This is a genomic window from Nonomuraea sp. NPDC049419 (genome assembly GCF_040676995.1).
In the GTDB taxonomy this organism is placed as follows: domain Bacteria; phylum Actinomycetota; class Actinomycetes; order Streptosporangiales; family Streptosporangiaceae; genus Nonomuraea; species Nonomuraea salmonea.
Genome location: NZ_JBFAQB010000007.1, coordinates 37,469 through 63,662, shown reverse-complemented (window position 1 = coordinate 63,662; position 26,194 = coordinate 37,469). Strand labels below are relative to the sequence as shown.

General features: G+C 71.2%; 26 protein-coding genes. 10 read left to right on the top strand and 16 right to left on the bottom strand.

The features are described 5' to 3' along the window. Positions 1-287: 287 nt before the first annotated feature. The 12 genes from coaBC to pyrR all read right to left on the bottom strand — a co-directional run bounded on the left by coaBC (position 288) and on the right by pyrR (position 13,053). Positions 288-1,586, bottom strand: a complete 1,299-nt coding sequence (coaBC, locus tag AB0K12_RS22230) for a bifunctional phosphopantothenoylcysteine decarboxylase/phosphopantothenate--cysteine ligase CoaBC (RefSeq protein ID WP_364564139.1) — start codon at positions 1,584-1,586, stop codon at positions 288-290. Positions 1,587-1,594: 8 nt separating this feature from the next. Continuing rightward, the gene (gene rpoZ, locus AB0K12_RS22225) at positions 1,595-1,864 is read right to left on the bottom strand and encodes a DNA-directed RNA polymerase subunit omega (RefSeq protein ID WP_364564136.1); all 270 of its coding nucleotides are present in this window, start codon (positions 1,862-1,864) and stop codon (positions 1,595-1,597) included. A 5-nt stretch (positions 1,865-1,869) separates the two neighbouring features. After that, positions 1,870-2,463, bottom strand: a complete 594-nt coding sequence (gene gmk / locus AB0K12_RS22220) for a guanylate kinase (RefSeq protein WP_364564990.1) — start codon at positions 2,461-2,463, stop codon at positions 1,870-1,872. Positions 2,464-2,578: 115 nt separating this feature from the next. After that, complete coding sequence (gene mihF / locus AB0K12_RS22215) at positions 2,579-2,902, bottom strand: integration host factor, actinobacterial type (RefSeq protein ID WP_020541698.1); 324 nt, start codon at positions 2,900-2,902, stop codon at positions 2,579-2,581. Positions 2,903-3,303: 401 nt separating this feature from the next. Next, entirely contained in the window at positions 3,304-3,996 is a 693-nt protein-coding gene (gene pyrF / locus AB0K12_RS22210) for an orotidine-5'-phosphate decarboxylase (RefSeq protein WP_364564987.1), read from the bottom strand. A 34-nt stretch (positions 3,997-4,030) separates the two neighbouring features. Continuing rightward, positions 4,031-5,008 (bottom strand): dihydroorotate dehydrogenase, encoded by a 978-nt coding sequence (locus AB0K12_RS22205; protein ID WP_364564132.1) that lies wholly within the window; start codon positions 5,006-5,008, stop codon positions 4,031-4,033. Then, positions 4,998-5,849: a dihydroorotate dehydrogenase electron transfer subunit gene (locus tag AB0K12_RS22200; protein ID WP_364365924.1), complete on the bottom strand. Its 852-nt coding sequence runs from the start codon at positions 5,847-5,849 to the stop codon at positions 4,998-5,000. Before AB0K12_RS22200 ends, AB0K12_RS22205 begins: the two co-directional genes overlap by 11 nt. Before the next feature lie 39 nt (positions 5,850-5,888). Next, entirely contained in the window at positions 5,889-9,188 is a 3,300-nt protein-coding gene (gene carB / locus AB0K12_RS22195) for a carbamoyl-phosphate synthase large subunit (RefSeq protein ID WP_364564128.1), read from the bottom strand. Next, positions 9,175-10,281 (bottom strand): glutamine-hydrolyzing carbamoyl-phosphate synthase small subunit, encoded by a 1,107-nt coding sequence (carA, locus tag AB0K12_RS22190; protein WP_364564125.1) that lies wholly within the window; start codon positions 10,279-10,281, stop codon positions 9,175-9,177. The genes carB and carA overlap by 14 nt, the downstream gene beginning before the upstream one ends. After that, positions 10,278-11,564 (bottom strand): dihydroorotase, encoded by a 1,287-nt coding sequence (locus AB0K12_RS22185; RefSeq protein WP_364564122.1) that lies wholly within the window; start codon positions 11,562-11,564, stop codon positions 10,278-10,280. Before AB0K12_RS22185 ends, carA begins: the two co-directional genes overlap by 4 nt. Next, positions 11,561-12,478, bottom strand: a complete 918-nt coding sequence (locus AB0K12_RS22180; RefSeq protein ID WP_364564119.1) for an aspartate carbamoyltransferase catalytic subunit — start codon at positions 12,476-12,478, stop codon at positions 11,561-11,563. Before AB0K12_RS22180 ends, AB0K12_RS22185 begins: the two co-directional genes overlap by 4 nt. Continuing rightward, positions 12,475-13,053, bottom strand: a complete 579-nt coding sequence (gene pyrR, locus AB0K12_RS22175) for a bifunctional pyr operon transcriptional regulator/uracil phosphoribosyltransferase PyrR (RefSeq protein ID WP_355420546.1) — start codon at positions 13,051-13,053, stop codon at positions 12,475-12,477. Before pyrR ends, AB0K12_RS22180 begins: the two co-directional genes overlap by 4 nt. Before the next feature lie 240 nt (positions 13,054-13,293). Here pyrR and AB0K12_RS22170 point away from each other — a divergent pair, with 240 nt between their 5' ends. The 6 genes from AB0K12_RS22170 (at position 13,294) to AB0K12_RS22145 (ending at position 19,597) form a co-directional block, all read left to right on the top strand. Further along, positions 13,294-14,538: an arginine deiminase gene (locus tag AB0K12_RS22170; protein WP_364564114.1), complete on the top strand. Its 1,245-nt coding sequence runs from the start codon at positions 13,294-13,296 to the stop codon at positions 14,536-14,538. Between the two features lie 16 nt (positions 14,539-14,554). Beyond that, positions 14,555-15,562 carry an ornithine carbamoyltransferase gene (argF, locus tag AB0K12_RS22165; protein ID WP_364564111.1) on the top strand — a complete coding sequence of 336 codons (1,008 nt, stop codon included), beginning with the start codon at positions 14,555-14,557 and terminating at the stop codon, positions 15,560-15,562. A 1-nt stretch (position 15,563) separates the two neighbouring features. Further along, entirely contained in the window at positions 15,564-16,499 is a 936-nt protein-coding gene (arcC, locus tag AB0K12_RS22160) for a carbamate kinase (RefSeq protein WP_364564108.1), read from the top strand. Positions 16,500-16,508: 9 nt separating this feature from the next. Continuing rightward, on the top strand, positions 16,509-17,930 hold the full coding sequence (locus AB0K12_RS22155; protein WP_364564105.1) for an amino acid permease: 1,422 nt from the start codon (positions 16,509-16,511) through the stop codon (positions 17,928-17,930). Beyond that, positions 17,931-18,800, top strand: coding sequence for a universal stress protein (locus AB0K12_RS22150; protein WP_364564102.1), 870 nt, complete (start codon positions 17,931-17,933; stop codon positions 18,798-18,800). Between the two features lie 302 nt (positions 18,801-19,102). Next, on the top strand, positions 19,103-19,597 hold the full coding sequence (locus tag AB0K12_RS22145) for a transcriptional regulator (RefSeq protein ID WP_026214021.1): 495 nt from the start codon (positions 19,103-19,105) through the stop codon (positions 19,595-19,597). Positions 19,598-20,432: 835 nt separating this feature from the next. On the opposite strand, the gene AB0K12_RS22140 is transcribed toward AB0K12_RS22145, so the two are convergent. From AB0K12_RS22140 to AB0K12_RS22130, 3 genes are all read right to left on the bottom strand, one after another. Next, positions 20,433-20,879 (bottom strand): SAV_6107 family HEPN domain-containing protein, encoded by a 447-nt coding sequence (locus AB0K12_RS22140; RefSeq protein ID WP_364564099.1) that lies wholly within the window; start codon positions 20,877-20,879, stop codon positions 20,433-20,435. 607 nt (positions 20,880-21,486) lie between these two features. Continuing rightward, positions 21,487-21,678 carry a ferredoxin gene (locus tag AB0K12_RS22135; protein ID WP_355429495.1) on the bottom strand — a complete coding sequence of 64 codons (192 nt, stop codon included), beginning with the start codon at positions 21,676-21,678 and terminating at the stop codon, positions 21,487-21,489. A 6-nt stretch (positions 21,679-21,684) separates the two neighbouring features. Then, positions 21,685-22,875, bottom strand: a complete 1,191-nt coding sequence (locus AB0K12_RS22130; protein ID WP_364564096.1) for a cytochrome P450 — start codon at positions 22,873-22,875, stop codon at positions 21,685-21,687. A gap of 95 nt (positions 22,876-22,970) precedes the next feature. On the opposite strand from AB0K12_RS22130, the gene AB0K12_RS22125 reads away from it, so the two are divergent. After that, entirely contained in the window at positions 22,971-23,576 is a 606-nt protein-coding gene (locus AB0K12_RS22125; protein ID WP_364564093.1) for a helix-turn-helix domain-containing protein, read from the top strand. A gap of 59 nt (positions 23,577-23,635) precedes the next feature. Beyond that, complete coding sequence (locus tag AB0K12_RS22120) at positions 23,636-24,196, top strand: hypothetical protein (RefSeq protein WP_364564091.1); 561 nt, start codon at positions 23,636-23,638, stop codon at positions 24,194-24,196. Here the strand turns inward: AB0K12_RS22120 and AB0K12_RS22115 are convergent. Then, complete coding sequence (locus tag AB0K12_RS22115) at positions 24,193-25,032, bottom strand: L,D-transpeptidase family protein (protein ID WP_364564088.1); 840 nt, start codon at positions 25,030-25,032, stop codon at positions 24,193-24,195. The two genes, AB0K12_RS22120 and AB0K12_RS22115, sit on opposite strands and share 4 nt — an antisense overlap. A 99-nt stretch (positions 25,033-25,131) precedes the next feature. On the opposite strand from AB0K12_RS22115, the gene AB0K12_RS22110 reads away from it, so the two are divergent. Both AB0K12_RS22110 and AB0K12_RS22105 read left to right on the top strand, forming a co-directional pair. Then, a complete protein-coding gene (locus AB0K12_RS22110; protein ID WP_364564086.1) occupies positions 25,132-25,608 on the top strand; it encodes a YbaK/EbsC family protein in 477 nt (158 codons plus the stop codon). 10 nt (positions 25,609-25,618) lie between these two features. Next, positions 25,619-26,191: a GNAT family N-acetyltransferase gene (locus AB0K12_RS22105; protein ID WP_364564084.1), complete on the top strand. Its 573-nt coding sequence runs from the start codon at positions 25,619-25,621 to the stop codon at positions 26,189-26,191. Positions 26,192-26,194 lie beyond the last annotated feature (3 nt).

Genomic DNA, 26,194 nt, shown 5'->3' with positions numbered 1-26,194 from the left:
CGAGTCTCACCAGACCCGGGAGGCGGGGGGCGGGCGAGAGCGGTCGAGGAAGTCGGGAGGCGACCACCCACCGCCACAGAAGCAAGGGCGGGTGGCGGGCGGTGAGGTCAGCGAGAGCGGGCCACCGCCCACACCCGGCTCAGCCGCCGCAGGCGGTGCAGCAGAGGCAAGAGGGCGATCACCGGCCCCGGAAGGGCGAGGGCCGGTGGGTTCAGGAGGGGCCGGGGGCGACCGCCCAACCCGAAGGGGTCAGGACAGGCCCGGGGCGACCGCCCAACCCGAAGGGGTCAGGACAGGCGGGTGGCGACCAGGTCCCAGACGGTGTCGGCGAGGTCTTCCTTGGGGCCGAACGGCACCTCGACCGGCTCTCCCCCGGCCACCAGCACCGTGGCCGCGTTGCCGGCCGTGCCGAAGGCCAGCCCCTCGCCGACCTGGTTGACGACCAGCAGATCGCAGCCCTTGCGGGCCAGTTTGGCCTGTCCGTTGGCGAGCACGTCGTGCGTCTCGGCGGCGAATCCGACGATCACCTGCGGCCCGGCACCATGACCGGCCGCCTTTTCCTGCCCCGCGCCGATCCCGGGCGTGTCGCCCCTGACCAGCTCAGCCAGCTCAGAGGGCGTCCCGGGCGCGGTGGGCGGGCCTGACCTGGCCTCGCGGCGGCGGTCGCCCAGCTCCGCGAGGATGTCGGGGTTCTTGACGAGGTGGATGGCCTCGGGTTCGCCGTCCGTTTTCTTGATCTTGGTGTCGTGGCGCGCGGCGGGCCGGAAGTCGGCGACCGCGGCGGCCATCACGACCACGTCGGCGTCGGCGGACGCGGAAAGCACCGCCTCGCGCAGCTCGGCCGCCGACTCCACGCGTATGACGGCGGCCCCGGCGGGGTCGGGCAGCGAGACGTTGGCCGCCACGAGCGTCACCTCGGCCCCCCGAGCGGCGGCGGTGCGGGCCAGCGCGTAGCCCTGCAGCCCCGACGAGCGGTTGCCGATGTAGCGGACCGGGTCGATGGCCTCGCGGGTGCCGCCTGCGGAGACGACGACCTTGCGCCCTGCGAGGTCGAGCGGCCGCCCCCTGGCGACCCGCAGGCAGACCTGGAAGATCTCGTCAGGATCGGGCAGCCGTCCGGGACCGGTGTCGGCGCCGGTGAGCCGCCCGGAGGCAGGGTCGATCACGACGGCGCCCCGCGAGCGCAACGTGGCGACGTTGGCGCGGGTGGCGGGGTGCTGCCACATCTCGGTGTGCATCGCGGGCGCGAACACGACCGGGCAGGTGGCCGTCAGCAGCGTGTTGGTGAGGAGGTCGCCGGCCAGCCCATGGGCCGCCTTGGCGAGCACGTCGGCGGTGGCGGGCGCGACCACGACGAGGTCGGCGCTCTTGCCGATGCGTACGTGGGGCACCTCGTGGACGTCGTCCCACACCTCGGCCGAGACCGGGTTGCCCGACAGGGCGGCCCAGGTGGGCGCGCCCACGAACTTCAGCGCCTCGCGGGTCGGCACGACCCGCACCTCGTGCCCCGACTCGGTGAACAGGCGCAGCAGCTCACACGCCTTGTAAGCGGCGATGCCGCCGCTGACGCCCAGGACGACCTTCATCGAAGGGGTCAGACCGCGCCTTCGATGGGCTCGGCGGTGAGCAGGCCCTCGGAGACCTCACGCAGCGCGATGGACAGCGGCTTTTCCTGGGCGTGCGTCTCGACCAGGGGACCCACGTATTCCAGCAGGCCCTCGCCGAGCTGGGAGTAGTAGGCGTTGATCTGGCGAGCGCGCTTGGCGCCCATGATCACCAGGGAGTATTTGCTGTCGACGATGTCGAGCAGCGCGTCGATCGGCGGGTTGGTGATGCCCTCCGCGGCCGGGATGGTGCCTGCCACGATTGTCAGACCTCTCGGTTGGTGGTTGTCGTGACCCCCTGAGGGTCAGTCATCAAGGCTATCAGCCGATGGCACACGTCTTGGACGTTCGTGTTGACGAGCGTGACGTCGAACTCGTCCTCGGCGGCCATCTCGATGCGCCCGGCCTCCAGCCGGCGGGCGATGACCTCTTCGGGCTCGGTGCCGCGCCCGCGCAGCCGCTTCTCCAGCTCCTCCCACGAGGGCGGGGCCAGGAAGACCAGCAGCGCCTCCGGCATGCTCCTGCGCACCTGCCGGGCGCCTTCGAGGTCGATCTCGAGCAGGGTGGGCACGCCCTCGGCGAGCTTCTTCAGCACCGGCTCGCGCGGGGTGCCGTAGCGGTTGCCGGCGAACTCCGCCCACTCCAGCAGCTCGCCCGCCTCGACCAGCCGGTCGAACTCGGCGCCGTCGACGAAGAAGTAGTGGACCCCGTGCACCTCGCCGGGCCGGGGCCTCCTGGTGGTCACCGAGACCGACAGCCACACCTCGGGGTGTGCCCGCCGGAGCTCGGCGACTACCGTGGACTTGCCGACGCCCGACGGCCCTGAAAGGACCGTCAGCCGCCGCTCGCTCAAGGGCAGGAAACCGACCTCCGCTCCTGGCCCGACCGCCTCGTGGGCACTGACATCGCCGGACCAGGACCTCTCGGTCACTTCCTACCCCCCGTTGAACCCGCGTTTCCGTGTGGAACAGAGATTAGCTCTCGTTGCCACCGAACTCGCGCTCGAGGGAGGCCCTCTGGTTCGCGCCGAGGCCCCGCACGCGGCGGGACTCGGCGATGGCAAGCCGCTCCATGAGCTGCTTGGCGCGGACCTTGCCCACGCCGGGGAGCGATTCCAACAAAGCCGAGACCTTCATCTTGCCGATGACGTCGTCGGTCTGCCCATCCTTGAGCACCTCAGCCAGAGAAACCGCGCCATGCTTGAGCCGGTTCTTGACCTCGGCACGCTCTTTACGGGCCTTGGCAGCCTTCTCCAGGGCTGCGGCGCGCTGCTCAGGGGTCAGGGGAGGAAGAGCCACGCCGGGTCACCTCGAATTTCTGTCGATGTACTCGGACGGGAAGGGAAACTAGCTGGTCATCGCCCCCTAAGCAACGTCAAGAGCGGTTTCTCTCGCGACAAAATCCACTTCATCACTCTCCGTGATCGTAAAATCACCTTGAGCTGATCAAATCGCCCTCACATCCGCCTACACGCGTCGGCTCGCGCCGATGTCGCGAAACGCAACGATGATCGACTTCGGGCGACCCTACGATGTCCGAAACCCCTGCCACACCTGGGCCGAAACCCATTCCGGCGATCTTGCACGCGGCTCGCACGGATGCCTTATGATCTTGTGAGCGGGGCACTCCCGCGCCCTCGGCGCACTGTGCTCACAGGCCGTCACCCTGCCCTGTGCGCCGCCCGGCCTGACGACGCGCGTCAGGACGCGCGGCGCAGCGAGGCGGCGATCGCGGCGGCCGCCGCTCCCGGGTCGGGCGAGCCCGTGATGGGCCGGCCGATCACGAGCAGGTCCGCGCCGTCGGCGAGCGCCTGCTCCGGGGTGGCCACGCGCTTCTGGTCCTGGGTGTCGGCGCCCGTGGGCCGCACGCCGGGCGTGATGAGCGTGATGCCGTCGCCGACCTCGGCCCGTACGCTCGCGACCTCGTTGGGCGAGCACACCAGCGCGGTGGCGCCCGCCTCGACCGACAGCGCTGCCAACCGGCGTACGGCGTCGTCGGCCGGACCGGCGATCCCGATGCGCTCGAGATCGGCCTCGGTCAGCGAGGTGAGCACCGTGACGGCGGCGATCTGGGTGTGCGGCGCGGACTCGACGGCCTCCCTGATCATCGCGGGGCCGCCGGCGGCGTGCACGGTGAGGATCGAGGGCCGCAGCCGCCCCACGGCCTTGGCGGCACCGGCGACGGTGTTGGGGATGTCGTGCAGCTTGAGATCGAGGAAGACGCGCACGCCGCTGGCGCCGCGCACGGAGGCGATGACGTCGGGCCCGTAGCGCAGGTAGAGCTCGAGGCCGACCTTGACGGTGCTGACGTGGGGGGTGACCAGGGCGGCCCACCGCGCGGCGGTCTCCAGGTCGGGTGCGTCGAGAGCGACGGCGATGGGTGCGGGGGTCAAGGGCGTCAAGACGTGCTCTCCAGGCGCTCGGGAGTCAAGGCGTGCTCTCCTCGGTGTCTACCAACAGGTGCCGGGGTGCGCTCCCCGGCGGGCGGTGGGCCAGGCCGACGGCGTCGGCCAGCCGCTGGAAGCCGCGAGCCCTCAGAAGGTCCTCAAGCTCGCGTTCGATGCGCAGGCAGGCGTAGGGGTCGTGGAAGAGCGCCGTGCCCACTCCGACGACGCAGGCGCCCGCCAGGACCAGCTGGAAGGCGTCCCTGCCGCTCATCACGCCGCCGATGCCGATCAGCGGCACGCCGGGCAGCGCCGCGTGGACCTGCCAGACGCACCGTACGGCCAGCGGCAGGATGGCCGGGCCGGACAGCCCGCCGGTGACGGCGGCGAGCGAGGGACGCAGGGCCTCGGTGTCGATGGCCATGCCCAGCGGGTTGTTGATCATGGACAGCGCGTCGGCCCCGGCGTCCACGCAGGCGCGGGCGACGGAGACGATGTCGGCCACGTCGGGGGCGAGCTTGGCGACGACGGGCACGTCGTAGCGCATGATCGAGCGTACGGAGGCGATGACCTCGGCGGCGGCGCTGCCCTCGCGGGCGAAGACGCGCCCGCGGTCCTCCATGTTGGGGCAGGAGAGGTTGACCTCCAGCGCGGTCACCCCGGGCGCGTCGGCGAGCCTGCGGGCCAGCTCGGAGTATTCGGCGACGGTGCCGCCGCCGATGGAGACGATGGTCTTGATGCCGCGCTGGGCCAGCCAGGGCAGCTCGCGTTCGAGGAACGCGTCGATGCCGGGGCCCTGCAGCCCGACGGCGTTGAGCATGCCGGAGGGCGTCTCGGCCATGCGCGGCGTGGGCCGCCCCGCGCGGGGCGCCATGGTGATGGAGCGGGTGGTCAGGGCGCCGAGCCGGTGCAGGTCGAAGAACTGCGCCAGCTCGCGCCCAGAGGAGGCGCAGCCGGCGGCCGTGGTGATGGGGTTCGCCAGCTCCACGTGCGCCAGAAAAGTCCGCATATCAACTGACATGTCGTGCACCGCCCCCGGGGGCGCCCAGCGCGTCGAACGGGATCGTTCCCACGTCCTCGAAGCGCACCCGCTCCCCCCGGAACACCGGCCCCTCGGCGCACGCCCTGACCATCCTGGTCGAGCCGTCGTCGCCGATGACGGGCAGCACGCACGTCATGCACACCCCGATGCCGCAGGCCATCGCCTCCTCGACGGCCACCTGCACCGGGATGTCGAACTCCATCGCCACCGCCGTCACCGCCCGCAGCGTCTCCATGGGCGCGCAGGCGTAGACGACGTCGGCCCGCGTGTCGGCGATCACCGACGGCAGCGCGTCGGTGACCTTGCCGCGCAGCCCGAGCGAGCCGTCCTCGGTCGTCAGCGTGGTCGTCTCGGCCATCCTGCGGGCCCGCATCGCCCCGAACACCCGCTCGGCCCCCGCTCCCCCCAGCACGAAGTCGACCCGGCAGCCGCGCGCCAGCAGCGCGTCGGCCAGCGGGAACAGCACGGCCGAGCCGTACTCGGCGCCGACCAGCACGCAGTGCACCGGGTCGCGGGGCAGCGGGAACGGCCGCCCGAGCGGCCCGACCAGGTCGAGCGTGTCACGGGCGCGCCGCTCCGCGAGCCACGCCGTGCCCGGCCCGCGGGTGGTGAAGACCAGCTCGACCGTGCCGCCGTAGTCGGACTTCACATCGTGGATGGACAGCGCGCGGCGCGTCACCATCGAGGTGTACGCCCCGCCGACCGCCACCGAGACGAAGTGGCCGGGGCGGTAACGCTCGGCGATGCCGGGCGCCACCACCGTCAGCGCATGGTAGGCGTCGACCCGGCGCGTCGTCAGCACCGTGCCCGTCACCTGCACCGGTGTACCGGCCAGTCGTCTTCACCTCCCGTGGCGGGGTCAGCCCCTGATTGCCTGCGCGTGCTCCTGCAGGGACCGTACGCCCACATCGCCGCGTACGATCGCCTGGATGCCCGCCGCCGCGGCGGCCAGCCCCGACACCGTGGTGATGCACGGGATGCCGCGCAGCACGGCGGCCGTGCGGATCTCATAGCCGTCGAGCCGCGGCCCCGACTGCCCCGGGCTGCCGAAGGGCGTATTGACGATCAGATCGACCTCGCCGTCGAGAATGGCCTGCACACTTGTGGGCTCACCTCCGGGACCCGCTCCCTCGCTGTGCTTTCGCACGATCTTGGCATGGACGCCGTTGCGGCGCAGCACCTCGGCGGTCCCCTCGGTGGCGAGGATCTCGAATCCGAGATCCGCCAGCGCCTTCACAGGGAAGATCATCGCACGCTTGTCCCTGTTGGCCACGGATACGAACGCGCGTCCCTTGGTCGGAAGCTCACCGTAGGCCCCGGCCTGCGACTTGGCGAAGGCGATGCCGAAGAACTCGTCGATGCCCATGACCTCGCCGGTCGAGCGCATCTCGGGCCCGAGGACGATGTCCACGCCCCTGAACCGGTTGAACGGCAGCACCGCCTCCTTGACCGCGATCGAGGAGTCGAGCGGCAGCGTGCCGCCGTCGCCCGTGGCGGGCAGCATGCCCTCGGCGCGCAGCTCGGCGATCGACGCGCCGAGCATCACCCGGGCCGCCGCCTTGGCCAGCGGCGTGGCGGTGGCCTTGGACACGAACGGCACCGTACGGCTGGCGCGCGGGTTGGCCTCCAGGACGTACAGGACACCCGCGGACATGGCGTACTGGACGTTGAGCAGCCCGCGCACGCCGACCCCCTGGGCGATGGCCCTGGTGGCCTCCCTGATGGCGGTGATGTCGGCGCTGCCCAGCGTGATGGGCGGCAGCGCGCACGCCGAGTCGCCGGAGTGGATGCCGGCCTCCTCGATGTGCTCCATGACGCCGCCGAGGAACAGCTCCTCGCCGTCGTAGAGCGCGTCCACGTCGATCTCGATGGCCTCGTCCAGGAACTTGTCGATGAGCACCGGGTGACCGGCGCCCTCGGGCTGCTCCTGGGCCGCCATGTAGCCGGTGAGCGTCTCCTCGTCGTAGACGATGGCCATGCCGGCTCCGCCGAGCACGTAGGAGGGCCGCACCAGCACGGGGTAGCCGATCTCGCCGGCGATCTCGCGCGCCTCGGCGACGGTCAGCGCGGTGCCGTGCTTCGGCGCGGGCAGCCCGGCCTCGGCCAGCACCCGCCCGAACGCGCCGCGCTCCTCCGCGAGGTGGATCGACTCGGGCGAGGTGCCGACGACGGGCACGCCGGCGTCCTTGAGCGCCTGGGCCAGGCCGAGCGGCGTCTGCCCGCCGAGCTGCACGACGACGCCCGCGACCGGGCCCGTCTGCTGCTCGGCGTGGACGACCTCCAGGACGTCCTCCAGGGTGAGCGGCTCGAAGTAGAGCCGGTCGGAGGTGTCGTAGTCGGTCGAGACGGTCTCCGGGTTGCAGTTGACCATGACGGTCTCGAACCCGGCCCTGGACAGCTCGAACGAGGCGTGCACGCACGCGTAGTCGAACTCGATGCCCTGGCCGATGCGGTTGGGCCCCGAGCCGAGGATGATCACCTTGCGGCGCTCGCCGTAGGGGACCTCGCTCTCCTCGTCGTAGGTCGAGTAGAGGTAGGGCGTCTTGGCGGCGAACTCGGCGGCGCAGGTGTCGACGGTGTTGTAGACCGGCCGCAGCCCGAGCGCGTGGCGCAGGTCGCGCACCCGCGCCTCGTCGATGCCGCGGATCTCGCCGATCTGCACGTCGCTGAACCCGTGGCGCTTGGCCCGCTCGAGCACCTCGGCGGTCAGCTCGGGCGCCTGGGCGACGGCCTCTGACTCCTCGTGCAGCAGGAAGAGCTGGTCGATGAACCACGGGTCCACGCTGGTGGCCTCGTACAGCTCATCGGGCGTGGCGCCGGCCCTGATGGCCTGCTGCATCGTGCGCAGGCGGCCGTCGTGGGGCGTGCGGCAGGCGGCCAGCAGCTCGTCCTTGGCGGCCACGTCGCCGGCCCAGGTGAAGGAGGAGTCCTTCTTCTCCAGCGAGCGCAGCGCCTTCTGCAGCGCCTCGGGGAAGGAGCGGCCGATGGCCATGGCCTCGCCGACCGACTTCATGTGCGTGGTGAGCGTCGGGTCGGCGCCGCGGAACTTCTCGAACGCGAAGCGCGGCACCTTCACCACGATGTAGTCGAGCGTCGGCTCGAAGGAGGCCGGGGTCTCCTTGGTGATGTCGTTGGGGATCTCGTCGAGTGTGTAGCCGATGGCCAGCTTCGCGGCGATCTTGGCGATCGGGAAGCCGGTGGCCTTGGAGGCCAGCGCCGACGAGCGCGACACCCGCGGGTTCATCTCGATGACGATCATGCGGCCGGTCCGCGGATCGACCGCGAACTGGATGTTGCAGCCGCCGGTGTCGACGCCGACCTCGCGGATGACCGCGATGGCGACGTCACGCATGTTCTGGTATTCGCGGTCGGTCAGGGTCAGCGCGGGCGCGACGGTGACGCTGTCGCCGGTGTGGACGCCCATCGGGTCGATGTTCTCGATGGAGCAGACGATGACGACGTTGTCGGCCTTGTCGCGCATGACCTCCAGCTCGTACTCCTTCCAGCCGAGGATCGACTCCTCCAGGAGCACCTCGGTGGTCGGGGACGCGTCGAGCCCGGCCCCGGCGATGCGCCGCAGGTCGTCCTCGTCGTAGGCGAAGCCGGAGCCGGCGCCGCCCATCGTGAACGAGGGCCGCACGACGACGGGGTAGCCCAGCTCGCCGGCCGCGGCCAGGCACTCGTCCATGGTGTGGCAGATCTCCGACCTGGCCGACTCGGCGTTGAGCCCGTGCTCGCGGGCGACCTTGGCGACGATCTCCTTGAACCGCTCGCGGTTCTCGCCGGCCTGGATGGCGTCGAAGTCGGCGCCGATCAGCTCGACCTCATACTTCTCCAGCACGCCCGACTCGTGCAGCGCCACGGCCGTGTTGAGCGCGGTCTGGCCGCCCAGCGTGGGCAGCAGCGCGTCGGGCCGCTCCTTGGCGATGATCTTCTCGACGAACTCGGGGGTGATCGGCTCGACGTACGTGGCGTCGGCGAACTCCGGGTCCGTCATGATCGTCGCGGGGTTGCTGTTGACCAGGATGACGCGGAACCCCTCGGCCCGCAGCACCCGGCACGCCTGGGTGCCTGAGTAGTCGAACTCGCACGCCTGGCCGATCACGATCGGTCCAGAGCCGATCACCAGGACCGATCTGATGTCCTCACGCTTGGGCACGGCTCATGACCTCGCAGAACTCGTCGAAAAGATAGGCAGCGTCGTGCGGGCCCGCGGCGGCCTCTGGGTGGTATTGGACGCTGAAGGCGCGCCCGTCGATGAGGCGCAGCCCCTCCACGCAGCGGTCGTTGAGGTTGACGTGGGTGACCTCGGCCGGCCCGAACGGGGTCTCGAACGGCCCGTCGAGCGGCGCCTCGACCGCGAACCCGTGGTTGTGGGCGGAGATCTCCACCTTACCGGTGCGCACGTCCTGGACCGGCTGGTTGACGCCGCGGTGGCCGTAACGCAGCTTGTACGTCGGCAGCCCCAGCGCCCGCCCGAACAGCTGGTTGCCGAAGCAGATGCCGAAGAACGGCACCCTGGCCTCCAGCACCTTGCGCAGCGCCGTGACGTCGGCCGTGGCGGGGTCGCCGGGGCCGTTGGAGAAGAACACGCCGTCGGGCTTCACCGCCATGATCTGCTCGAACGTGGCGTCGGCCGGCAGCACGTGCACCTCGCAGCCGCGCTCGGCCATGCGCTGCGGGGTCATGCCCTTGATGCCGAGGTCGACGGCCGCGACCGTGAAGCGCCTGGTCCCGAAGGCCGGCACGACGTAGGTCTCGCCGGTGGCGACCTCGCGCGCCAGGTCGGCGCCCTCCATTCCGGGCGACTGCCTGACCCGCTCGACCAGCTCCTCGACCGGCGCGTCGGGGGCGCTGAAGATGCCGGCCCGCATGGCGCCGCGCTCGCGCAGGTGGCGGGTGAGCGCGCGGGTGCCGGAGATCGCGATCCCGACCACCCCCTGCTCCTTGAGGTAGTCGCCGAGCGAGCGGGTGGCCCGCCAGCTGGAGACGACCCTGGACGGCTCGCGCACGACGTACCCGGCCACCCAGACGCGGCCCGACTCCGGGTCCTCGTCGTTGACGCCGGTGTTGCCGATGTGGGGCGCCGTCATGGCGACGATCTGCCGGTGGTAGGACGGGTCGGTCAGGGTCTCCTGGTAACCGGTCATGCCGGTGTTGAAGACCATCTCACCGAACGTCTCGCCTTCGGCGCCGTACGGAGATCCGTGGAAGACGCGGCCGTCTTCCAGGACGAGCACCGCTGTGTTCAAACCAGCTTCCCTTCGAGTACGGTCGGCCTGCCGCGCAGGAACGTGGCCGCTACCCGGCCGGGCAGCGTCATCCCCTCGTAGGGGGTGTTCCGGCTCTTGGACGCGAAGGCGGACGGGTCGACCTCGGTGCGTACGGACGGGTCGTACAGCGTGATGTTGGCCGGCTCGCCCACGGCGAGCGGCCTGCCCTGACCGGCGAGGCGGCCGATGCGGGCGGGCACGACGGACATGCGCTCGGCGACGGCCGCCCAGTCGAGCAGCCCCGTGTCGACCATGGCGGCCTGCACGACGCTGAGCGCGGTCTCCAGGCCGACCATGCCCATGGCCGCCGCGCCCCACTCGGTCTCCTTGTCCTCGACCGGGTGGGGTGCGTGGTCGGTGGCCACGATGTCGATGGTGCCGTCGGCCAGCGCGGCGCGCAGCGCCTCGACGTCGGCGCGGGTGCGCAGCGGCGGGTTGACCTTGTAGATGGGGTTGTAGGCGCCGACCGGCGACTCCTCCACGAGGTCGTCGGTGAGCAGCAGGTGGTGGGGGGTGACCTCGGCGGTGACGTTCCAGCCCTTGGACTTGGCCCAGCGCAGGATCTCGACCGAGCCCGCGGTGGAGACGTGGCAGACGTGCAGCCGGGAGCCGACGTGGGCGGCCAGCAGGCAGTCGCGGGCGATGATCGCCTCTTCCGCGACGGCGGGCCAGCCGGTCAGGCCGAGCCGGCCGGAGACGACGCCCTCGTTCATCTGGGCGCCGGCGGTCAGCCTGGGCTCCTGAGCGTGCTGGGCGACGACGCCGTCGAACGCCTTGACGTATTCGAGGGCGCGGCGCATGAGCACGGCGTCGTCCACGCAGCGGCCGTCGTCGGAGAAGACGCGGACGCGGGCGGCGGAGTCGGCCATCGCGCCCAGCTCGGCGAGCTGCCTGCCCTCCAGGCCGACGGTGACGGCGCCGACGGGGTGCACGTCGCAGTGGCCGAACTCGCGGCCGAGCCGCCACACCTGCTCGACCACGCCCGCGGTGTCGGCGACGGGCGAGGTGTTGGCCATGGCGTGCACGGCGGTGTAGCCGCCGCGGGCGGCCGACTGGGTGCCGGTCTGGACGGTCTCGGCGTCCTCGCGGCCCGGCTCGCGCAGGTGGGTGTGCAGGTCGACGAGGCCGGGCAGCGCGACGGCGCCGGCGCCGTCGACGGCCTCGTCACCTTGCAGTCCTGGGCCGATCTCCGCGATCACGCCGTCGGCGATGCGGAGGTCCACGGGCTCGCCGCCCAGGATCCTGACGTTTCGTATGATCATGCGGTCTCTCCCCCGAGCAGCAGGTACAGGACGGCCATGCGGATGGTCACACCGTTGGCGACCTGTTCGACGATCGTGGAGCGCGCCGAGTCGGCCACCTCGGCGGCGATCTCCATGCCCCGGTTCATCGGGCCTGGGTGCATGACGATCGCGTCGTCCGGCATCTTGGCGAAGCGGTCGCGGTCGAGGCCGTAGCGGCGGGAGTATTCGCGCTCGCTCGGGAAGTACGCGGCGTTCATCCGCTCCTTCTGCACCCGCAGCATCATCACCACGTCGGACTTGGGCAGCACCGCGTCGAGGTCGTAGGAGACCTCGCACGGCCAGCTGCCGACCGAGACGGGCAGCAGCGTGGGCGGGGCGACGAGGGTGACCTCGGCGCCGAGGGTGTCGAGCAGCAGCACGTTGGAGCGGGCGACCCTGCTGTGCAGCACGTCGCCGACGATGGTGACCTTGCGGCCCTCGAGGTTACCGAGGCGGCGGCGCATGGAGAAGGCGTCGAGCAGCGCCTGGGTGGGGTGCTCGTGGGTGCCGTCGCCGGCGTTGACGACGCTGCCGTGCACCCAGGTGGCCAGCCGGTGCGGCGCGCCGGACGCGCTGTGGCGGATGACGACCGCGTCGGCGCCCATGGCCTCCAGGGTGAGCGCGGTGTCCTTGAGCGACTCGCCCTTGGACACGCTGGAGCCCTTGGCCGAGAAGTTGATCACGTCGGCCGACAGCCGCTTGGCGGCCGCCTCGAAGGAGATCCTGGTGCGGGTGGAGTCCTCGAAGAACAGGTTGACGACCGTGCGCCCGCGCAGCGTGGGCAGCTTCTTGATGGAACGTTCCGAGACGCTCGCCAGCTCCTCGGCGGTGTCGAGGATGAGCAGCGCGTCGTCCTTGGCCAGGTCTCCCGCGGAGATGAGGTGCCGCTTCACCGGGAGCCCTCCTTCATGAGCAGGACGGCGTCGCGGCCGTCGGTCTCCTGCAGGTAGACCTTCACCTTCTCGCTCTTGGCGGTGGGCAGGTTCTTGCCGACGTAGTCGGCGCGGATGGGCAGCTCGCGGTGGCCGCGGTCGACCAGCGTGGCGAGCTGCACGGCCGTGGGGCGGCCGATGTCGTTGAGCGCGTCGAGCGCGGCGCGCACGGTGCGGCCCGAGTAGAGGACGTCGTCCACGAGCACGACGACCTTGCCGTCGATGCCGCCGGAGGGGACCTCGGTGTGGCCGAGCGGGCGCACGGGGCCGCGGCGCAGGTCGTCGCGGTACATCGTGATGTCGATCGAGCCGACGGGGATCTTCAGCCCCTCGAACTGCTCGATGCGCTCGCCGAGCCGGCGCGCCAGCGTGGCGCCGCGGGTGGGGATGCCGAGCAGGACGACGTCGCCGCCGCCTTTGGTGCGTTCGAGGATCTCGTGCGCGATCCGGGTCAGCGCCCGGTGGATGTCGGGGGCTTCGAGAACCGCCCGGGAGTCCTTCTGGGCAGGCTCCCTGGTATCGGGTTCTGCGGACATGGCGAAGCTCACCACCTTTCCCGCCTCACGGGACGGGTCTTAAAAGGGTGTTGGTCGGGACACACAGTACCAGGGGCTACCAGCCACAACACGAGGCCCCTCCCGGCGGCGCGATCTCCCTGATCAGGTAATTTCCCCGCCCGCGCCCGTGTCGGAGCGGCCCGCGCGGGGCACGTGACCCGGGCGCGGCGGCGGGCCGGCGGGCGTGAGTACCGCCGCCGGGAGGGGGATAGAGCAGAGATGACCTTTCATGTGGACAGCGAGGTCGGCCGGCTGCGGCAGGTCCTGCTGCACAAGCCGGACCTGGCGCTGAAACGGCTGACCCCCACGAGCAAGGACGCCTTCCTCTTCGACGACGTGCTGTGGGTGCAGCGGGCGATCGAGGAGCACGAGGAGTTCCAGCAGGTGCTCACCAGCCGCGGCATCCGCGTCCACCTGCTTTCCGACCTGCTCCAGGAGACCGTCGAGATCCCCGAGGCGCGCAAGCACATCCTCGACGCCGTCGTGGACGAGCGCTGGCTCGGCCCCGTCGCGATCGACGACGTGCGCAACACCCTGGACGGCATGGACTCGGCCACCCTGCAGATGTATCTGACCGGCGGCATCACCAAGCGGGAGCTGGTCGGGCTGGGCTGCGACCCCAAGGCGCTGACCTTCCACACCACGGCCGACGACGACTTCGTGCTGCCGCCGCTGCCCAACCACCTGTTCACCCGCGACACCTCCTGCTGGATCTACGACGGCGTGTCGATCAACGCGATGAAGAAGAAGGCCCGCATGCGGGAGACGGTCAACATGGAGGCCGTCTACATGTACCACCCGACGTTCGCGGACGGCTTCAACCGGCCGGGGCAGGGCGGCTACCACTGCTGGATGCCGGGCAGGGCCGTCGCGCCCGCCACCATCGAGGGCGGCGACGTGCTGGTCATCGGGCGGGGCGCGGTGCTGATCGGGATGAGCGAGCGCACCCAGCCGCAGGCGGTCGAGATGCTGGCGCAGCGGCTGTTCAGGGCCGGCTCGGCGAGCCGCATCGTGGCGCTCGACATGCCGAAGGCGCGCGCGTTCATGCATCTCGACACCGTGATGACGATGCTGGACGTGGGGGTGTTCACCAAGTACGCGGGTCTCGGCATGCTGCCGGCGTACACGATCGAGCCCGGGGAGACGTCCAAGGAGCTCAAGGTCACCGACCACCCCCCTGAGGACATGCACAAGGCGATCGCGCACGCGCTCGACCTGCCGGACATCACGGTCCTGACGGCCACCCAGGACGTCTACGCCGCCGAGCGGGAGCAGTGGGACGACGGCTGCAACGGGCTGGCGCTGGAGCCCGGCGTGGTCGTGGCCTACGAGCGCAACGCCACCACCAACAACTACCTGCGGGACAACGGCATCGAGGTGATCACGATCAGGGGCAGCGAGCTCGGCAGGGGGCGCGGGGGGCCGCGGTGCATGAGCTGCCCGCTCGAACGTGACGCCGTCTAAGGGGGAACACCGACCGATGGGCGACGATCTGCGCAACCGCAGCTTCCTCAAGGAGCTGGACTTCACGCCCGGCGAGTTCGGCCGGCTGGCGGAGCTGGCGGCCGGGCTCAAGGCCGCCAGACGCGCCGGCGCCGAGTGGCCGCGGCTCACCGGCCGCGCCGTCGCGCTGGTCTTCGGCAAGACCTCGACGCGGACGCGCTGCGCGTTCGAGGTGGCGGCCCGCGAGCAGGGGGCGCACACGACGTACCTCGGTCCGGGGGACTCGCAGCTCGGGCACAAGGAGTCGGTCGCCGACACCGCGCGGGTGCTGGGCCGCATGTACGACGGCATCCTCCACCGCGGCGGCGACCACGCCGACGTCGAGGAGCTGGCGGCGCTGGCCGGGGTGCCGGTGTGGAACGGGCTGAGCGACTCCTGGCACCCGACGCAGACGCTGGCCGACGTGCTGACGATGAGCGAGCACGCCGGCCGGCCGCTGAACGAGGTGGCCCTCGCCTACCTGGGCGACGGGCGCAACAACATGGGCCACTCGCTGCTGGTGACGGGCGCGATGGCGGGCATGGACGTCCGCGTGGTCGCCCCCAAGGCGCTGTGGCCCGACGCCGGGCTCGCGGTGGGCCCCGCCGAGGAGGTGGCCGCCGCGACCGGGGCCAGGATCACCGTCACCGACGACGTGAACGAGGGCGTCAGGGGCGCGGACTTCCTCTACACCGACGTGTGGGTGTCGATGGGCGAGCCCGCCGAGGTGTGGGACGAACGGATCAAGCTGCTGCTGCCGTACCAGGTGAACGACGCCGTGGTGCGGGCGACGGGCAACCCGGAGGTGCGGTTCATGCACTGCCTGCCGGCCTTCCACGACCGGCGGACGAAGGTCGGCGCCGAGATCTTCGACCGCACCGGGCTCGACGCGCTTGAGGTGACCGGCGCCGTCTTCGACTCGCCCCGCTCGATCGTCTTCGACCAGGCCGAGAACCGGCTGCACGCGGCCAAGGCCGTCATGGTCGCGACGCTGGAAGGCTGCTGAGGTGCGGGTCATCGTGGCGCTCGGCGGCAACGCGGTGCTGCGGCGCGGCGAGCGTCCCGACGCCGCCACGCAGGTGGCCAACGTGCGCGCCGCGGTCAGGACGCTGGCGGGCCTGGCAGGACGGCACGAGCTGGTCATCACCCACGGCAACGGGCCCCAGGTCGGGATGCTGGCCATGCAGAGCGCCGCCGACCCGGGACTGAGCGGCCCCTACCCGTTCGACGCGCTCGGCGCGCAGACGCAGGGCCTGCTCGGCTACTGGATGCAGCAGGCGCTGCAGAACGCGCTGCCCGGCCGCCAGGTGCTGGCCATGGTGACGCAGACGCTGGTGTCGGCCGTCGATCCGGCGTTCGCGGCGCCCGCCAAGTTCGTCGGGCAGGTCTACGACCGGGAGGAGGCCGAGAAGCTGGCCGCCGAGCACGGCTGGACCGTCAAGCAGGACGGCTCCCACTGGCGCCGCGTCGTGCCCTCCCCCGCGCCGCAGCGCGTCGTGGAGACCCGGCTGATCCGCCGGATGATGGGCGAGGGCGTGATCGTGGTGTGCGCGGGCGGCGGCGGCATCCCCGTCGTCCGCGACGAGCGCGGCCGGCTGACCGGCGTCGAGGCGGTCGTCGACAAGGACCTGACGACCGCGCTGCTGGCCGAGGCGCTCGACTGCGACGCCTTCCTCAGCCTGACCGACGTGCCGAACGTCATGCGCGGCTTCGGCACGCCGGAGGAGCGCGCGATCGGCCACACCACGCCGCACGAGCTGCGCGCCCTCGACTTCCCCGCCGGGTCGATGGGGCCGAAGGTGGAGGCGGTCTGCCGGTTCGTCGAGACGACCGGCGACATGGCCGCCATCGGCCGTCTTGACCAGGCCGAGAGCATACTCGGCGGCACGGCGGGAACGATCGTGACGCCCAACGGCAGGTGGCCGCTGACGAGCACGCTGTAGGGGGTGTCCGTGACGCTGGCCCGACGGCTCTTCCGTACCAAGCCGACCGGCCGCATCGTGGCCGAGGGCGGGCACGGTGAGGGCGGCGAGCTGCGCCGCACGATGTCGCTGTGGCAGCTGACGCTGTTCAGCGTGGGCGCCACGCTGGGCACGGGGATCTTCGTGATCCTCGGGCAGGCGGTGCCCAAGGCGGGGCCCGCGGTGGTGCTGTCGTTCGTGCTGGCGGCGGTCACGGCACTGTTCTCGGCGCTGTCGTACGCCGAGCTCGCCGGGACGATCCCGGTGTCCGGCTCGTCCTACTCCTACGCGTACGCGACGCTGGGAGAGCTGGTGGCCTGGATCTGCGGCTGGTGCCTGATGCTGGAGTACGCCGTCTCCGTGGCGGCCGTGGCGGTCGGCTGGGGCGAGTACGTCAACGCGTTCCTGCGCTCGCTGTTCGGCTTCACGCTGCCCGACGCGATCACCCGCTCCCCCGGCCAGGACGGCGGCGTGGTCAACGTCACCGCCATCGTCATCGTGCTGCTGGCCACCTGGCTGCTGCTCTACGGCGCGTCCGAGAGCGCCACGGCCAACGCCGTCTTCGTGCTCGTCAAGGTCGCGGTGCTGGCCTTCTTCTGCGTGGTGGCGTTCACCGCCTTCGAGTCCGGCAACCTCGCGCCGTTCGCGCCCATGGGGGTGGCCGGCATCACGGCGGCGGCCTCGCAGGTGTTCTTCTCCTACATCGGCTTCGACGCCGCCTCCACCGCCGGTGAGGAGGCCAGGAACCCCAGGCGCGACCTGCCGCTGGCGATCCTGCTGTCGCTGCTCATCGTGACCGTCGTGTACGTCGCGGTGGCCCTGGCCGCGATCGGGGCGATGCCGTGGCAGGACTTCGATCCCGACAGCACCGAGGCGAGCCTGTCGTACATCGCCGACCTGGCGGTCGGCGCCACCTGGCCGGGGCTGATCGTCTCCTTCGGCGCGGTCATCGCGATCGCCAGCGTCGTGCTGACCGTCATCTACGGCCAGACCCGCATCCTGTTCGCGATGTCGCGCGACGGCCTCATCCCGCGCGTCTTCCAGCGGGTGAACCCGCGCCGCCAGGTGCCGGTGCTCAACACGCTGATCGTGGCCGCGTTCATCTCCGTGCTGGCCGGGCTGGTGCCGCTCGGGCAGCTCGCCGAGGCGACCAGCATCGGCACGCTGTTCGCGTTCGCCATCGTCAACGTCGGCGTGCTCGTGCTCCGCTACCGCAGCCCCGAGCTGCCGCGCAGCTTCCGCACGCCGCTTTTTCCCGCCACGCCCGTGCTCGGCGCGATCCTGTGCGTCGTGGTCATGGCCGGTCTCGCCGGGGTGACGTGGCTGGCCTTCGGGCTGTGGATGCTCGCCGGCCTGTTCTGCTACTTCCTGTACGGCTATGGCCATTCGCGGCTGAATGCCGAGGTGCACTGAATGAAGCTCGACGACGTGCTGGCCGGATACGTGCCGGGGCCGCGGGGACACGACGGGCTGGCGCTGGCCGTCCTGCTCGCCTCCCAGGCGGTGGCCCGGCTGTCGGTCGCGTACGTGCGGCCGCCCGCCGTCTCCACCCCGGGGCCCGCGCGGGCTGAGGAGAGCGCCTGGCGGGCGTACCTGCGCGAGCAGGCCGACACCGCGCTCGCCCAGGCCCGCGAGCTGGCCGGAGACGAGGCCGGCTACGTCGTCACCGCCCACCGCGGCAGCGGGCGCGGCCTGGTGGAGCTGGCCCGCAAGCGGGGCGCCGACGTCGTGGTGATCGGCCCCGCGCCGGGCGGCGGCAGGGGCCGCATCGCCCTGGGCAGCACCGCCGACCAGCTGCTGCACTCCTCCTCCGTTCCCGTCCTGCTCGCGCCGCGCGGCTTCGGCGAGGCGCCGCCCGCCGCCTTCGACCGCATCACGCTCGCCTACCGGCGTGGCCCCGGCTGCGACCAGGCCGTGAAGGTCGCCGCCGCGACGGCGGCCACGCTGGGCGTGCCGCTGCGCCTGGTCACGCTGGTGCTCAGCAGCGGCAGGCGGGCGCGGATCGAGGAGGAGATGCTCGTCCGCCTGCGCGACCAGGCCGCGGCGGACCTGCGCACGGCGGCACGCGGGCACCGGCGCTCGCAGGCACCCGTGGAGGTCGAGGTGCTTGAGGGCCGCAACGTGGCGCAGGCGCTCGGCGCGACCTCGTGGCTGCCCGGCGAGATGATCATATGCGCTTCCAGCGACACCGGGCCACTCAGGAGGGTCTTCCTCGGGGACACCTCCATCAAGATCATCAAGGCGGCGAGCCGCCCCGTCCTGATCCTGACCAGGCAGCCCTGAGCAGGTGACGATTCCTCGTCAAACTCTGACGAAGTAGTGTTACCAGCGCGACAATAGGGGCGAATGTGGCGATCCCTACCGGACCGGATTCGGCATCTTTTTTCCAATCAGCTTGACCTCAGGCGTCCACCCCTTTACCGTCACTGTGCGTAACCACACCGCGCGGCGTTCTGGGGTAAACCCAGGGCCATGGCTACCGATGGTGCCGAGCCTGGCACCAGACCCCCCGGTGGCCCGGGCATACGCCGCAAGGGAGCACAATCTACTGAGAGCGATACATACGAGAGCCGGGGGGCCACACCATGCCGTCTGAGTACGCAAAGTCGCTGGGTGCACGACTCCGCGCCATCCGCACCCAGCAGGGCCTGTCCCTGCATGGAGTCGAAGAGAAGTCGCGTGGCCGGTGGAAAGCCGTCGTCGTGGGGTCGTACGAGCGTGGCGACCGCGCCGTGACCGTGCAGAAGCTTGCCGAGCTTGCCGACTTCTACGGGGTGCCCGTCTCCGAGCTGCTGCCGGGCGGAGCCGCCCCCAGCCCGCTCGGGCCGACGCCCAAACTTGTGATCGACCTGGAGCGCCTCGCCACGCTGCCGAAGGAGAAGGCCGGCGCACTCGCTCGATACGCCGCCACCATCCAGAGCCAGCGCGGTGACTACAACGGCAAGGTGCTGTCGATCCGCCAGGAGGACCTGCGCTCCCTGGCGGTCATCTACGACAAGTCGCCGAGCGAGCTGACCGAGGAGCTCATCAGCTGGGGCGTCCTCGACGCCGAGGCCCGCCGGGCCGTGGAGTCGTTCTAACCACCCGTCGTTCCTGGCCGACGCCGGAACAGGCCCTCTCCGACCCTGCGCGGCAGGAGACCGGCCACCCCGGCCCCCACCGGCCCGGAACCACGGTGGCACGTTTGCGAGGTCACCCGCTCATCTGAAGGCTCGCCGGACACCCGGCGAGCCTTCAGCACATCCACCTGACCCAGCCCTCCACCCGAACGTCCCAGAACGGTCATGAAAGCCACGCAGAGCCCGGAGTGACCGGTCACCCACCCCCCACGCCTAAACCCCCGCAGAACGCAACCAAGCACCGCCCAGCCCCACATTTGCGCGCCGGCACGAGGACCGCCGAGTGGGCAAGCTCGGCGGAGCAACCGGGAGGCAGGGCAGGTGGGGCGTTGGGGAGCGCGCACGCAAGCGGGGCGAGCGAAGCCCGGCGACAAGGAGGGAATCACGCCACACGGAGGCTCACCGGACTTCGGCCGACGGCCAGAGCGGCGTCTGAGGACCCGCGCGCCGTGGTGGGGACGGTCAAGCTTGCCGTGACGGCGGCTCACTGTCCGGCCGGATGGGACGCAACCGCTGCGACGAGGCAGCGCCGGCACGGGATATGCGGACAGCCGATCGTAACGGGGGGCAGCCCACTGCCCAGCCACAGGTCTCGAAGCGAAAGGGGACGCAACCGCTGCGGCGAGCCGGCGTCAGCACGGCGGGATAGCGGAACCTCGCGTGCATACCCCGGCGAGGGGTGCAGGGGCGGCTGGGCGCGGGTGAAAACGTGTTCGCCCGTGTCCGTGGTGTCAGTCCCCGCGGCGGGCAGGCGGGGTCTCCCGTCGGTTGCCAGGGGGTTGGGGGTGGCTGGGGGTCAGCCTGCCAGTGGGACGTCCACTGGCAGTTGTGGCTGGCCCGGGACGCCGAGGAGGTCTTCGATGGTGGAGACGAAGGTCTCGGCCTCGGCGAGGATCTCGTCGGCGTCGGCCTGGCTGACCCGCCGCACCATGCCCGCCTCGGCGGCGGCGCGCTTGGCGGCGGTCATCGAGAAGTAGGCGGCCCACTCGGCCAGTGCGGGCTCGGCCTCGGGCAGTTGCTCCCACGCGCTGCGCAGGCGTCGCCTGCGGCCCTCCGTGGGCCTGGGGCGGGCGGCCAGCAGGGCCGCGGCCGCGCGCAGGGCCGCCAGGTGGGCGGCGACGTAGCGGGATGCGGGGGTGCGAGCGGCGCTCGCCTCCGCCAGGCAGGAACGAGAATCGGTCAGGTGTGCCCGAACCGCAGGCGACAGCCGGGGCCCGGGCGTTTCTCTAGGCCGTGGTGCCATCTTGCGCGCCTCCTTTGGAGTCGTGGGCGGCGCCGGCGTCTCCGCCGGTGGTGACAACAATCGCAGACGCCACCGACATTTCCGCCGGGCCGGCCGGACGAGGAGCTTCCCCTCTCCCCGTCCGGCCAGGACACGCCCACTCGTCTCCGCCGACGACGAGGACGTGCCCTTCGCCCGAGGAGCCTGGCCGGGGCTCGCTTGGGGAAGCGATGGCCCGCGACCAGGTCCTGGTGACGTTGAGCCGCGAGCCTCACCGTCACTAGATCGAACATAATTTCGATCACGCCCAGTTGTCAACCGGTTCGCGAACAAAGGTTCGATGACCTTGAAGCGAAGGGCGTACGGCACAGGAAGGCCACAAGAAGGCACAGGAAGCAGGGCGTGCGGCACAGCGAACCGCCGCCGCGACCCAAGGTCGCGGCGGCGGCGGCATAACGGTGTGACGGGCCGCTGTGGACGGCCCTCATGACGGGATCGGACTGCCCGGAGGCCACTCCCAGGACGGGGTCGGCGAGCCCCCAGAGATCGCCCCCAGGGCGGTGTCAGACGATCCGGAGACCGCCGGGAACCGCCCAAGGGCGGTGTCAGACGGCCCGGAGAGTGGTCCTCACTCGACTGAGATCGCCCCCGACGGGCAGAGGGTCACAGCGCGGCGCACGGCGTCCTCCAGCTCCTGGGGCGGCACGTCCTGCAACAGCACCACCGTGCCTTCGTCCTCGCTCTGGTCGAAGATCTTGGGCACCGTCAGCGCGCACATGCCCGCCCCGATGCACACCGATTCGTCTGCCTTGATTTTCATGGTGACCTACCAAGTGACAGGGAGGCGGTGCACCCCGTAGATCGACATTTTCGAGCGCATCGGCACCTCCTCGGGTGTTACCGCCAAGCGTAGGCCAGGCAGGCGCCCCAGCAGTGCCGGGTACGCGATGCGCATCTCGGCGCGGGCGAGCTGCTGGCCGAGGCACTGGTGGATGCCGTGGCCGAAGGTGAGGTGCCCGCCGGCGGGACGGGTGATGTCGAGGTGGTCGCCGCCGGGGAAGCGCTCGGGGTCGCGGTTGGCGGCGGGCAGGTGGAGGGTGACGGTCTCGCCCGCCTTGATCGTGACGCCGTCGATCTCGACGTCCTGCCTGGCCACGCGGGTGGGCCCGAGGTGGATGATCGTGAGGTGCCGCAGCAGCTCCTCGACGGCGTTGTCCACCAGGGAGGGGTCGTCGCGCAGCGCGGCGAGCTGGCCGGGGTCGGTCAGCAGCGCGTACGTGCCGAGCCCCAGCATGTTGGCGGTCGTCTCGTGCCCGGCGATCAGCAGCAGCACCCCGACCCCGGTGAGCTCGTCGTCGTTCAGCTCACCGCCCTCCAGGAGCCCGCTGAGCAGGTCGTCGGCCGCCCGCTCGCGCTTCTGCTGGATGAGCCCGTGCAGGTACGCCCAGACCCGCCCCAGCGCGGCCATCGCGTCGTCCGCCGACGCCTCGATGTCGAAGAGCTTCTTCGACTCCGTCTGGAACATCTCCCTGTCGTCATACGGCACCCCGAGCAGCTCGCAGATGACCAGCGAGGGGATCGGCAGCGCGAACTCCTCCACCAGGTCCACCGGCCCGCCCTTGGCCTCCATGGCGTCGATGCGGTCGCGGGTGATCTCGGCGATGCGCGGTTCGAGGGTCTTCATCCGCCGCACGGTGAACTGCCCGGTCAGCAGCTTGCGGTAGCGGGTGTGCTCGGGGGCGTCCATGCGCAGGAAGAACCCGGGCGGCAGCTTGAAGCCGCGTTCGGCGAGCTCGGCCCGGGTGGAGGCGATGGGCGGGTGGTGCCCCTCGGGGTTGTTGCTGAGGTGGGGGTGGGCGAGCACCGCGCGGGCGGCGGCGTACCCGGTGACGAGCCACCCCAGGTGCCCGTCGGCGTATCTCATGCGGTGGATCGCCCCGTCCCGTCGCAGGCCGGTGACCTCGTCCGGCGGGTCGAGCGGGCGCTGGCGAGCGGTGACCAGGGTGACTTCGGACATGTTCGGCTCCTTTCCTCGCTGCCTCTCCAGAAAACCTCACGAGATGAAAATTTGCAACGAGTGTAAAAAATAACCGAGTGCACTATAGTGCCGCCATGGCTGAGGGACTGCGAGAGCGCAAGAAGCAGCGCACGCGCCAGGCGCTGATTCAGGCGGCGATGCGGCTGTTCGAGGAGAAGGGCTTCGAGGAGACGACGCTCGCGGAGATCGCCGCGGCGGCCGACGTGTCCACGCGCACGTTCTTCAGCTACTTCGCCAGCAAGGAGGACGTGCTCTTCTACGACGCCGGCGCCCGCCTCGAAGGGGCGCTGGCACGGCTGTCGGCCAGGCGGCCCAGCGACACGGTGGCCGACCTGCTGCTGCAGCTCATCGACGACAGCATCGGGCAGGCCATCGCGGGCGCCGGCACGTTCGACGCCGCCGCGGTGCGCGCGCGGCTCGTGCTGACCGTGCCGTCCCTCCAGGCGCGGGCGCTGCACGTGCTGCTGGACAGCCAGCTCACACTGGCCAAGGCGCTGCACGAGGCGTTCCGCGACCGGCTCACCCTCTCCGAGGCGGGCGCGACGGTCGGCGCGCTGATCGGCGCGATCATGGTGGCGGTGATGACGGACGTCGACGAGGACCGGTCCGTGGAGGAGATCATGGCCACCGTCCGGCGGGCGGGCGAGATCGCGCTGGCCGGGCTGCGCGCGCTCGGCTAGCACCGGCATCCGGTGAGAGGCTGTCTCCAAGAACCCCGAACGAGCGGAGAGGAGCGCGCATGGCGCGAATCGGGCGACCGGCCGGGCTCGTGCTGCTGGCCCTGGGCCCCGTGCTGGTGGCGGCGTACGCGGGCGCCGGCCACCTGGGCGTCCGCGCGGCGGTGCGGGCGCAGATCGCCGACCCCAAGTGGGAGGGCGGCACGATCGACGACTCGGGCATGACGTCCACGGGCACGGACGCCTGGCACATGATCCTGCTGACGGCGCTGCTCGCCGGGCTGGTGGCGCTCGCCTACCTGGTCATCGGCCTGCTGCTGCGCCGCCCGCGCAGGGGCCGCACGGCGTTGCTGGTGGTCTCGGGCGTGCTGGTCCTGCCGTACACGCTGGCCTTCGCCGTCGCGCTGATCAACCCGGCCAGGGCGCTGGCGGGTCTGACCGGGCAGTCAGGGTTCGTGGCGGGCCTGCCCGACTGGCAGGCGTACGCGGCGTACCTCATCCTGATCGGCGGGCTGGCGCAGGCCACCGGCATGGTGCTGGCCGCCGCCGACGGCAGGCGCGCGGCGGCGGCCGGGAAGGGCCGGGAGAGCCCGCAGAGCTCAGCGGCCGAGGCGCGGAGCTAGCGGCGGAACCTGCCCCTGACGTGCACCGGCACGCCCTTGCCGAGCAGGCCGGGCAGCTCCTCCGCGACGTTCATCGGCATGCGGACGCAGCCGTGCGAGGCAGGATGGAGGGGCACCGACAGCGCGCCGTGGAAGGCGATGCCGCCGTTGAAGAAGATGGGGTTGTAGAGCTGGCCGAGGTAGGACTTGTGCCACCCGCTCACCCGCCACGTCGTCCGGTAGTCGCCGGTGGGGGTGCTGGCCGAGCCGCAGAAGCGCTGCTTCCTGCCCTGCCAGGTGGTGGTCTCGCAATAGGGGATGTTGCTGCCCGACGACACGTGGGTGATCAGCTTCACCTTGCCGCGCACGTACAGGACCATGACCTGCTTGGTGAGGTCGACCTCCGCGCGGGTGGGCCGGCCGTTGCGGGCCAGCACCCGCGGCGCCTTCGGCGTCTCCAGCGCCTGCCAGGTGCGGCGGGCGACGGTGCTGGTCGGCTTGATGCCGTTGACCTTCTGGAACGCCCATACGGCGGCCAGCGTGGTGCCGCCGTAGCGGCCGTCGGCCTTGCCCGGCCGGTAGCCGAGCTCGATCAGCCGCTTCTGCAGCCACTTGACCGCCGATCCCTTGGCACCCAGCCGTAACGTCTTGCGGGGCGCCTCGACCGCGGGGTCGGGCTCGGCGGAAGGGGCGCTCTTCGCCGCCGCGGGAGGCGCGACAGGAGGCGCGACGGAGGCGGCGGAGCCGCTCGGGGGCGGGGCGGCCGTACGCGACGCGATCTGCGTTCCGCACCCCGAGACGACGACCGCGCCGGCCGTCAGGAGGGCAGCCACCCCGGGCAGCCGTGGAAACCCCACAGGTACCACCTCTCACATTCCGTACATAACTGATCACGGGACCCTACACCAGGACCCTTGTGGGAGTAATCGGGCGGCCAATCTGTTTAGAGTGTCCCCATGCCTGAGAAGTTGCCGCCGAACGCCGTCGTCGTCGAGTCCGCGCTGCGCGAACGCGGAGCACACGGCGAGATCGTGGTCCTGCCGGAGAAGGCCCCCACCGCCGCGGCCGCCGCGGCCCAGCTGGGTTGCGACGTGGGCGCCATCGCCAACAGCCTGATCTTCGACGCCGACGGCGCGCCGCTGCTCGTCCTGACCAGCGGCGCCCACCGCGTGGACGTCGAGCTGATCGCCCGAACGGCGGGCGCCGAGCGGGTACGCCGGGCCACGCCGGAGTTCGTCAGGGCGGCGACCGGCCAGCCCATCGGCGGGGTGGCCCCGGTCGGGCATCCCACTCCGGTGCGGACACTGGTGGACAACTGGCTGAGCAAGCACGAGGTGGTGTGGGCGGCCGGCGGCCACCCGCACACGGTCTTTCCGACGACGTTCGACGAGCTGGTGCGGATCACCGGGGGTACGCCGGTGGACGTCGAGTAGTGTGCGACGGGTGATCGAGTTTCGCGGAGCCGGTCCGGCCCAGTTCATCGAGCGGCTGGACACGGTGATCGACATCTACACGGCGGCCATGAACCCGCCTCTCGACCAGATCACCGGCCGCCAGACCATCATGCGCAATCACGCGACATATCCCCATTTTCAGTGCTATTTCGCGGAATTGCGTGATTCATCCCCAGATTTGGCAGCTCCGGAACCCCGGATCGTGGGCTTCGCCTACGGCTTCAGGGGCGCGCCGGGCCAGTGGTGGCACGACGTCGTCGTCCGCGGCCTGGCCGACCGCATCGGCCAGGAGGCCGCGCACGCCTGGATGGGCCACGCCTTCGAGCTGGCCGAGATCCACGTGCACCCCGACTACCAGAGCAAGGGCATCGGCCGCCAGATGATCAGGACGCTGTGCGCCGGGCGTCGCGAGCGTACGGCCATCCTGTCGACCCACGACCAGCCCACGGCGGCCCGCCACCTTTACGCCGGCATGGGCTTCATGGACCTGCTCACCAAGTTCGTCTTCCCCGGCGGCCACGAGGAATACGCCATCGCGGGCCGCCGCCTCCCCCTGACCTGAGCA

Coding starts and splice junctions, on each gene's coding strand:
- AB0K12_RS22125 (WP_364564093.1), top strand. CDS start 22,971: ATGGCTGAGGGACTGCGAGAGCGCAAGAAGCAGCGCACGCGCCAGGCG.
- AB0K12_RS22145 (WP_026214021.1), top strand. CDS start 19,103: ATGCCGTCTGAGTACGCAAAGTCGCTGGGTGCACGACTCCGCGCCATC.
- AB0K12_RS22150 (WP_364564102.1), top strand. CDS start 17,931: ATGAAGCTCGACGACGTGCTGGCCGGATACGTGCCGGGGCCGCGGGGA.
- AB0K12_RS22120 (WP_364564091.1), top strand. CDS start 23,636: ATGGCGCGAATCGGGCGACCGGCCGGGCTCGTGCTGCTGGCCCTGGGC.
- coaBC (WP_364564139.1), bottom strand. CDS start 1,586: ATGAAGGTCGTCCTGGGCGTCAGCGGCGGCATCGCCGCTTACAAGGCG.
- AB0K12_RS22110 (WP_364564086.1), top strand. CDS start 25,132: ATGCCTGAGAAGTTGCCGCCGAACGCCGTCGTCGTCGAGTCCGCGCTG.
- AB0K12_RS22205 (WP_364564132.1), bottom strand. CDS start 5,008: ATGTCAGTTGATATGCGGACTTTTCTGGCGCACGTGGAGCTGGCGAAC.
- AB0K12_RS22135 (WP_355429495.1), bottom strand. CDS start 21,678: ATGAAAATCAAGGCAGACGAATCGGTGTGCATCGGGGCGGGCATGTGC.
- AB0K12_RS22170 (WP_364564114.1), top strand. CDS start 13,294: ATGACCTTTCATGTGGACAGCGAGGTCGGCCGGCTGCGGCAGGTCCTG.
- AB0K12_RS22185 (WP_364564122.1), bottom strand. CDS start 11,564: ATGATCATACGAAACGTCAGGATCCTGGGCGGCGAGCCCGTGGACCTC.
- pyrR (WP_355420546.1), bottom strand. CDS start 13,053: ATGTCCGCAGAACCCGATACCAGGGAGCCTGCCCAGAAGGACTCCCGG.
- argF (WP_364564111.1), top strand. CDS start 14,555: ATGGGCGACGATCTGCGCAACCGCAGCTTCCTCAAGGAGCTGGACTTC.
- AB0K12_RS22140 (WP_364564099.1), bottom strand. CDS start 20,879: ATGGCACCACGGCCTAGAGAAACGCCCGGGCCCCGGCTGTCGCCTGCG.
- AB0K12_RS22130 (WP_364564096.1), bottom strand. CDS start 22,875: ATGTCCGAAGTCACCCTGGTCACCGCTCGCCAGCGCCCGCTCGACCCG.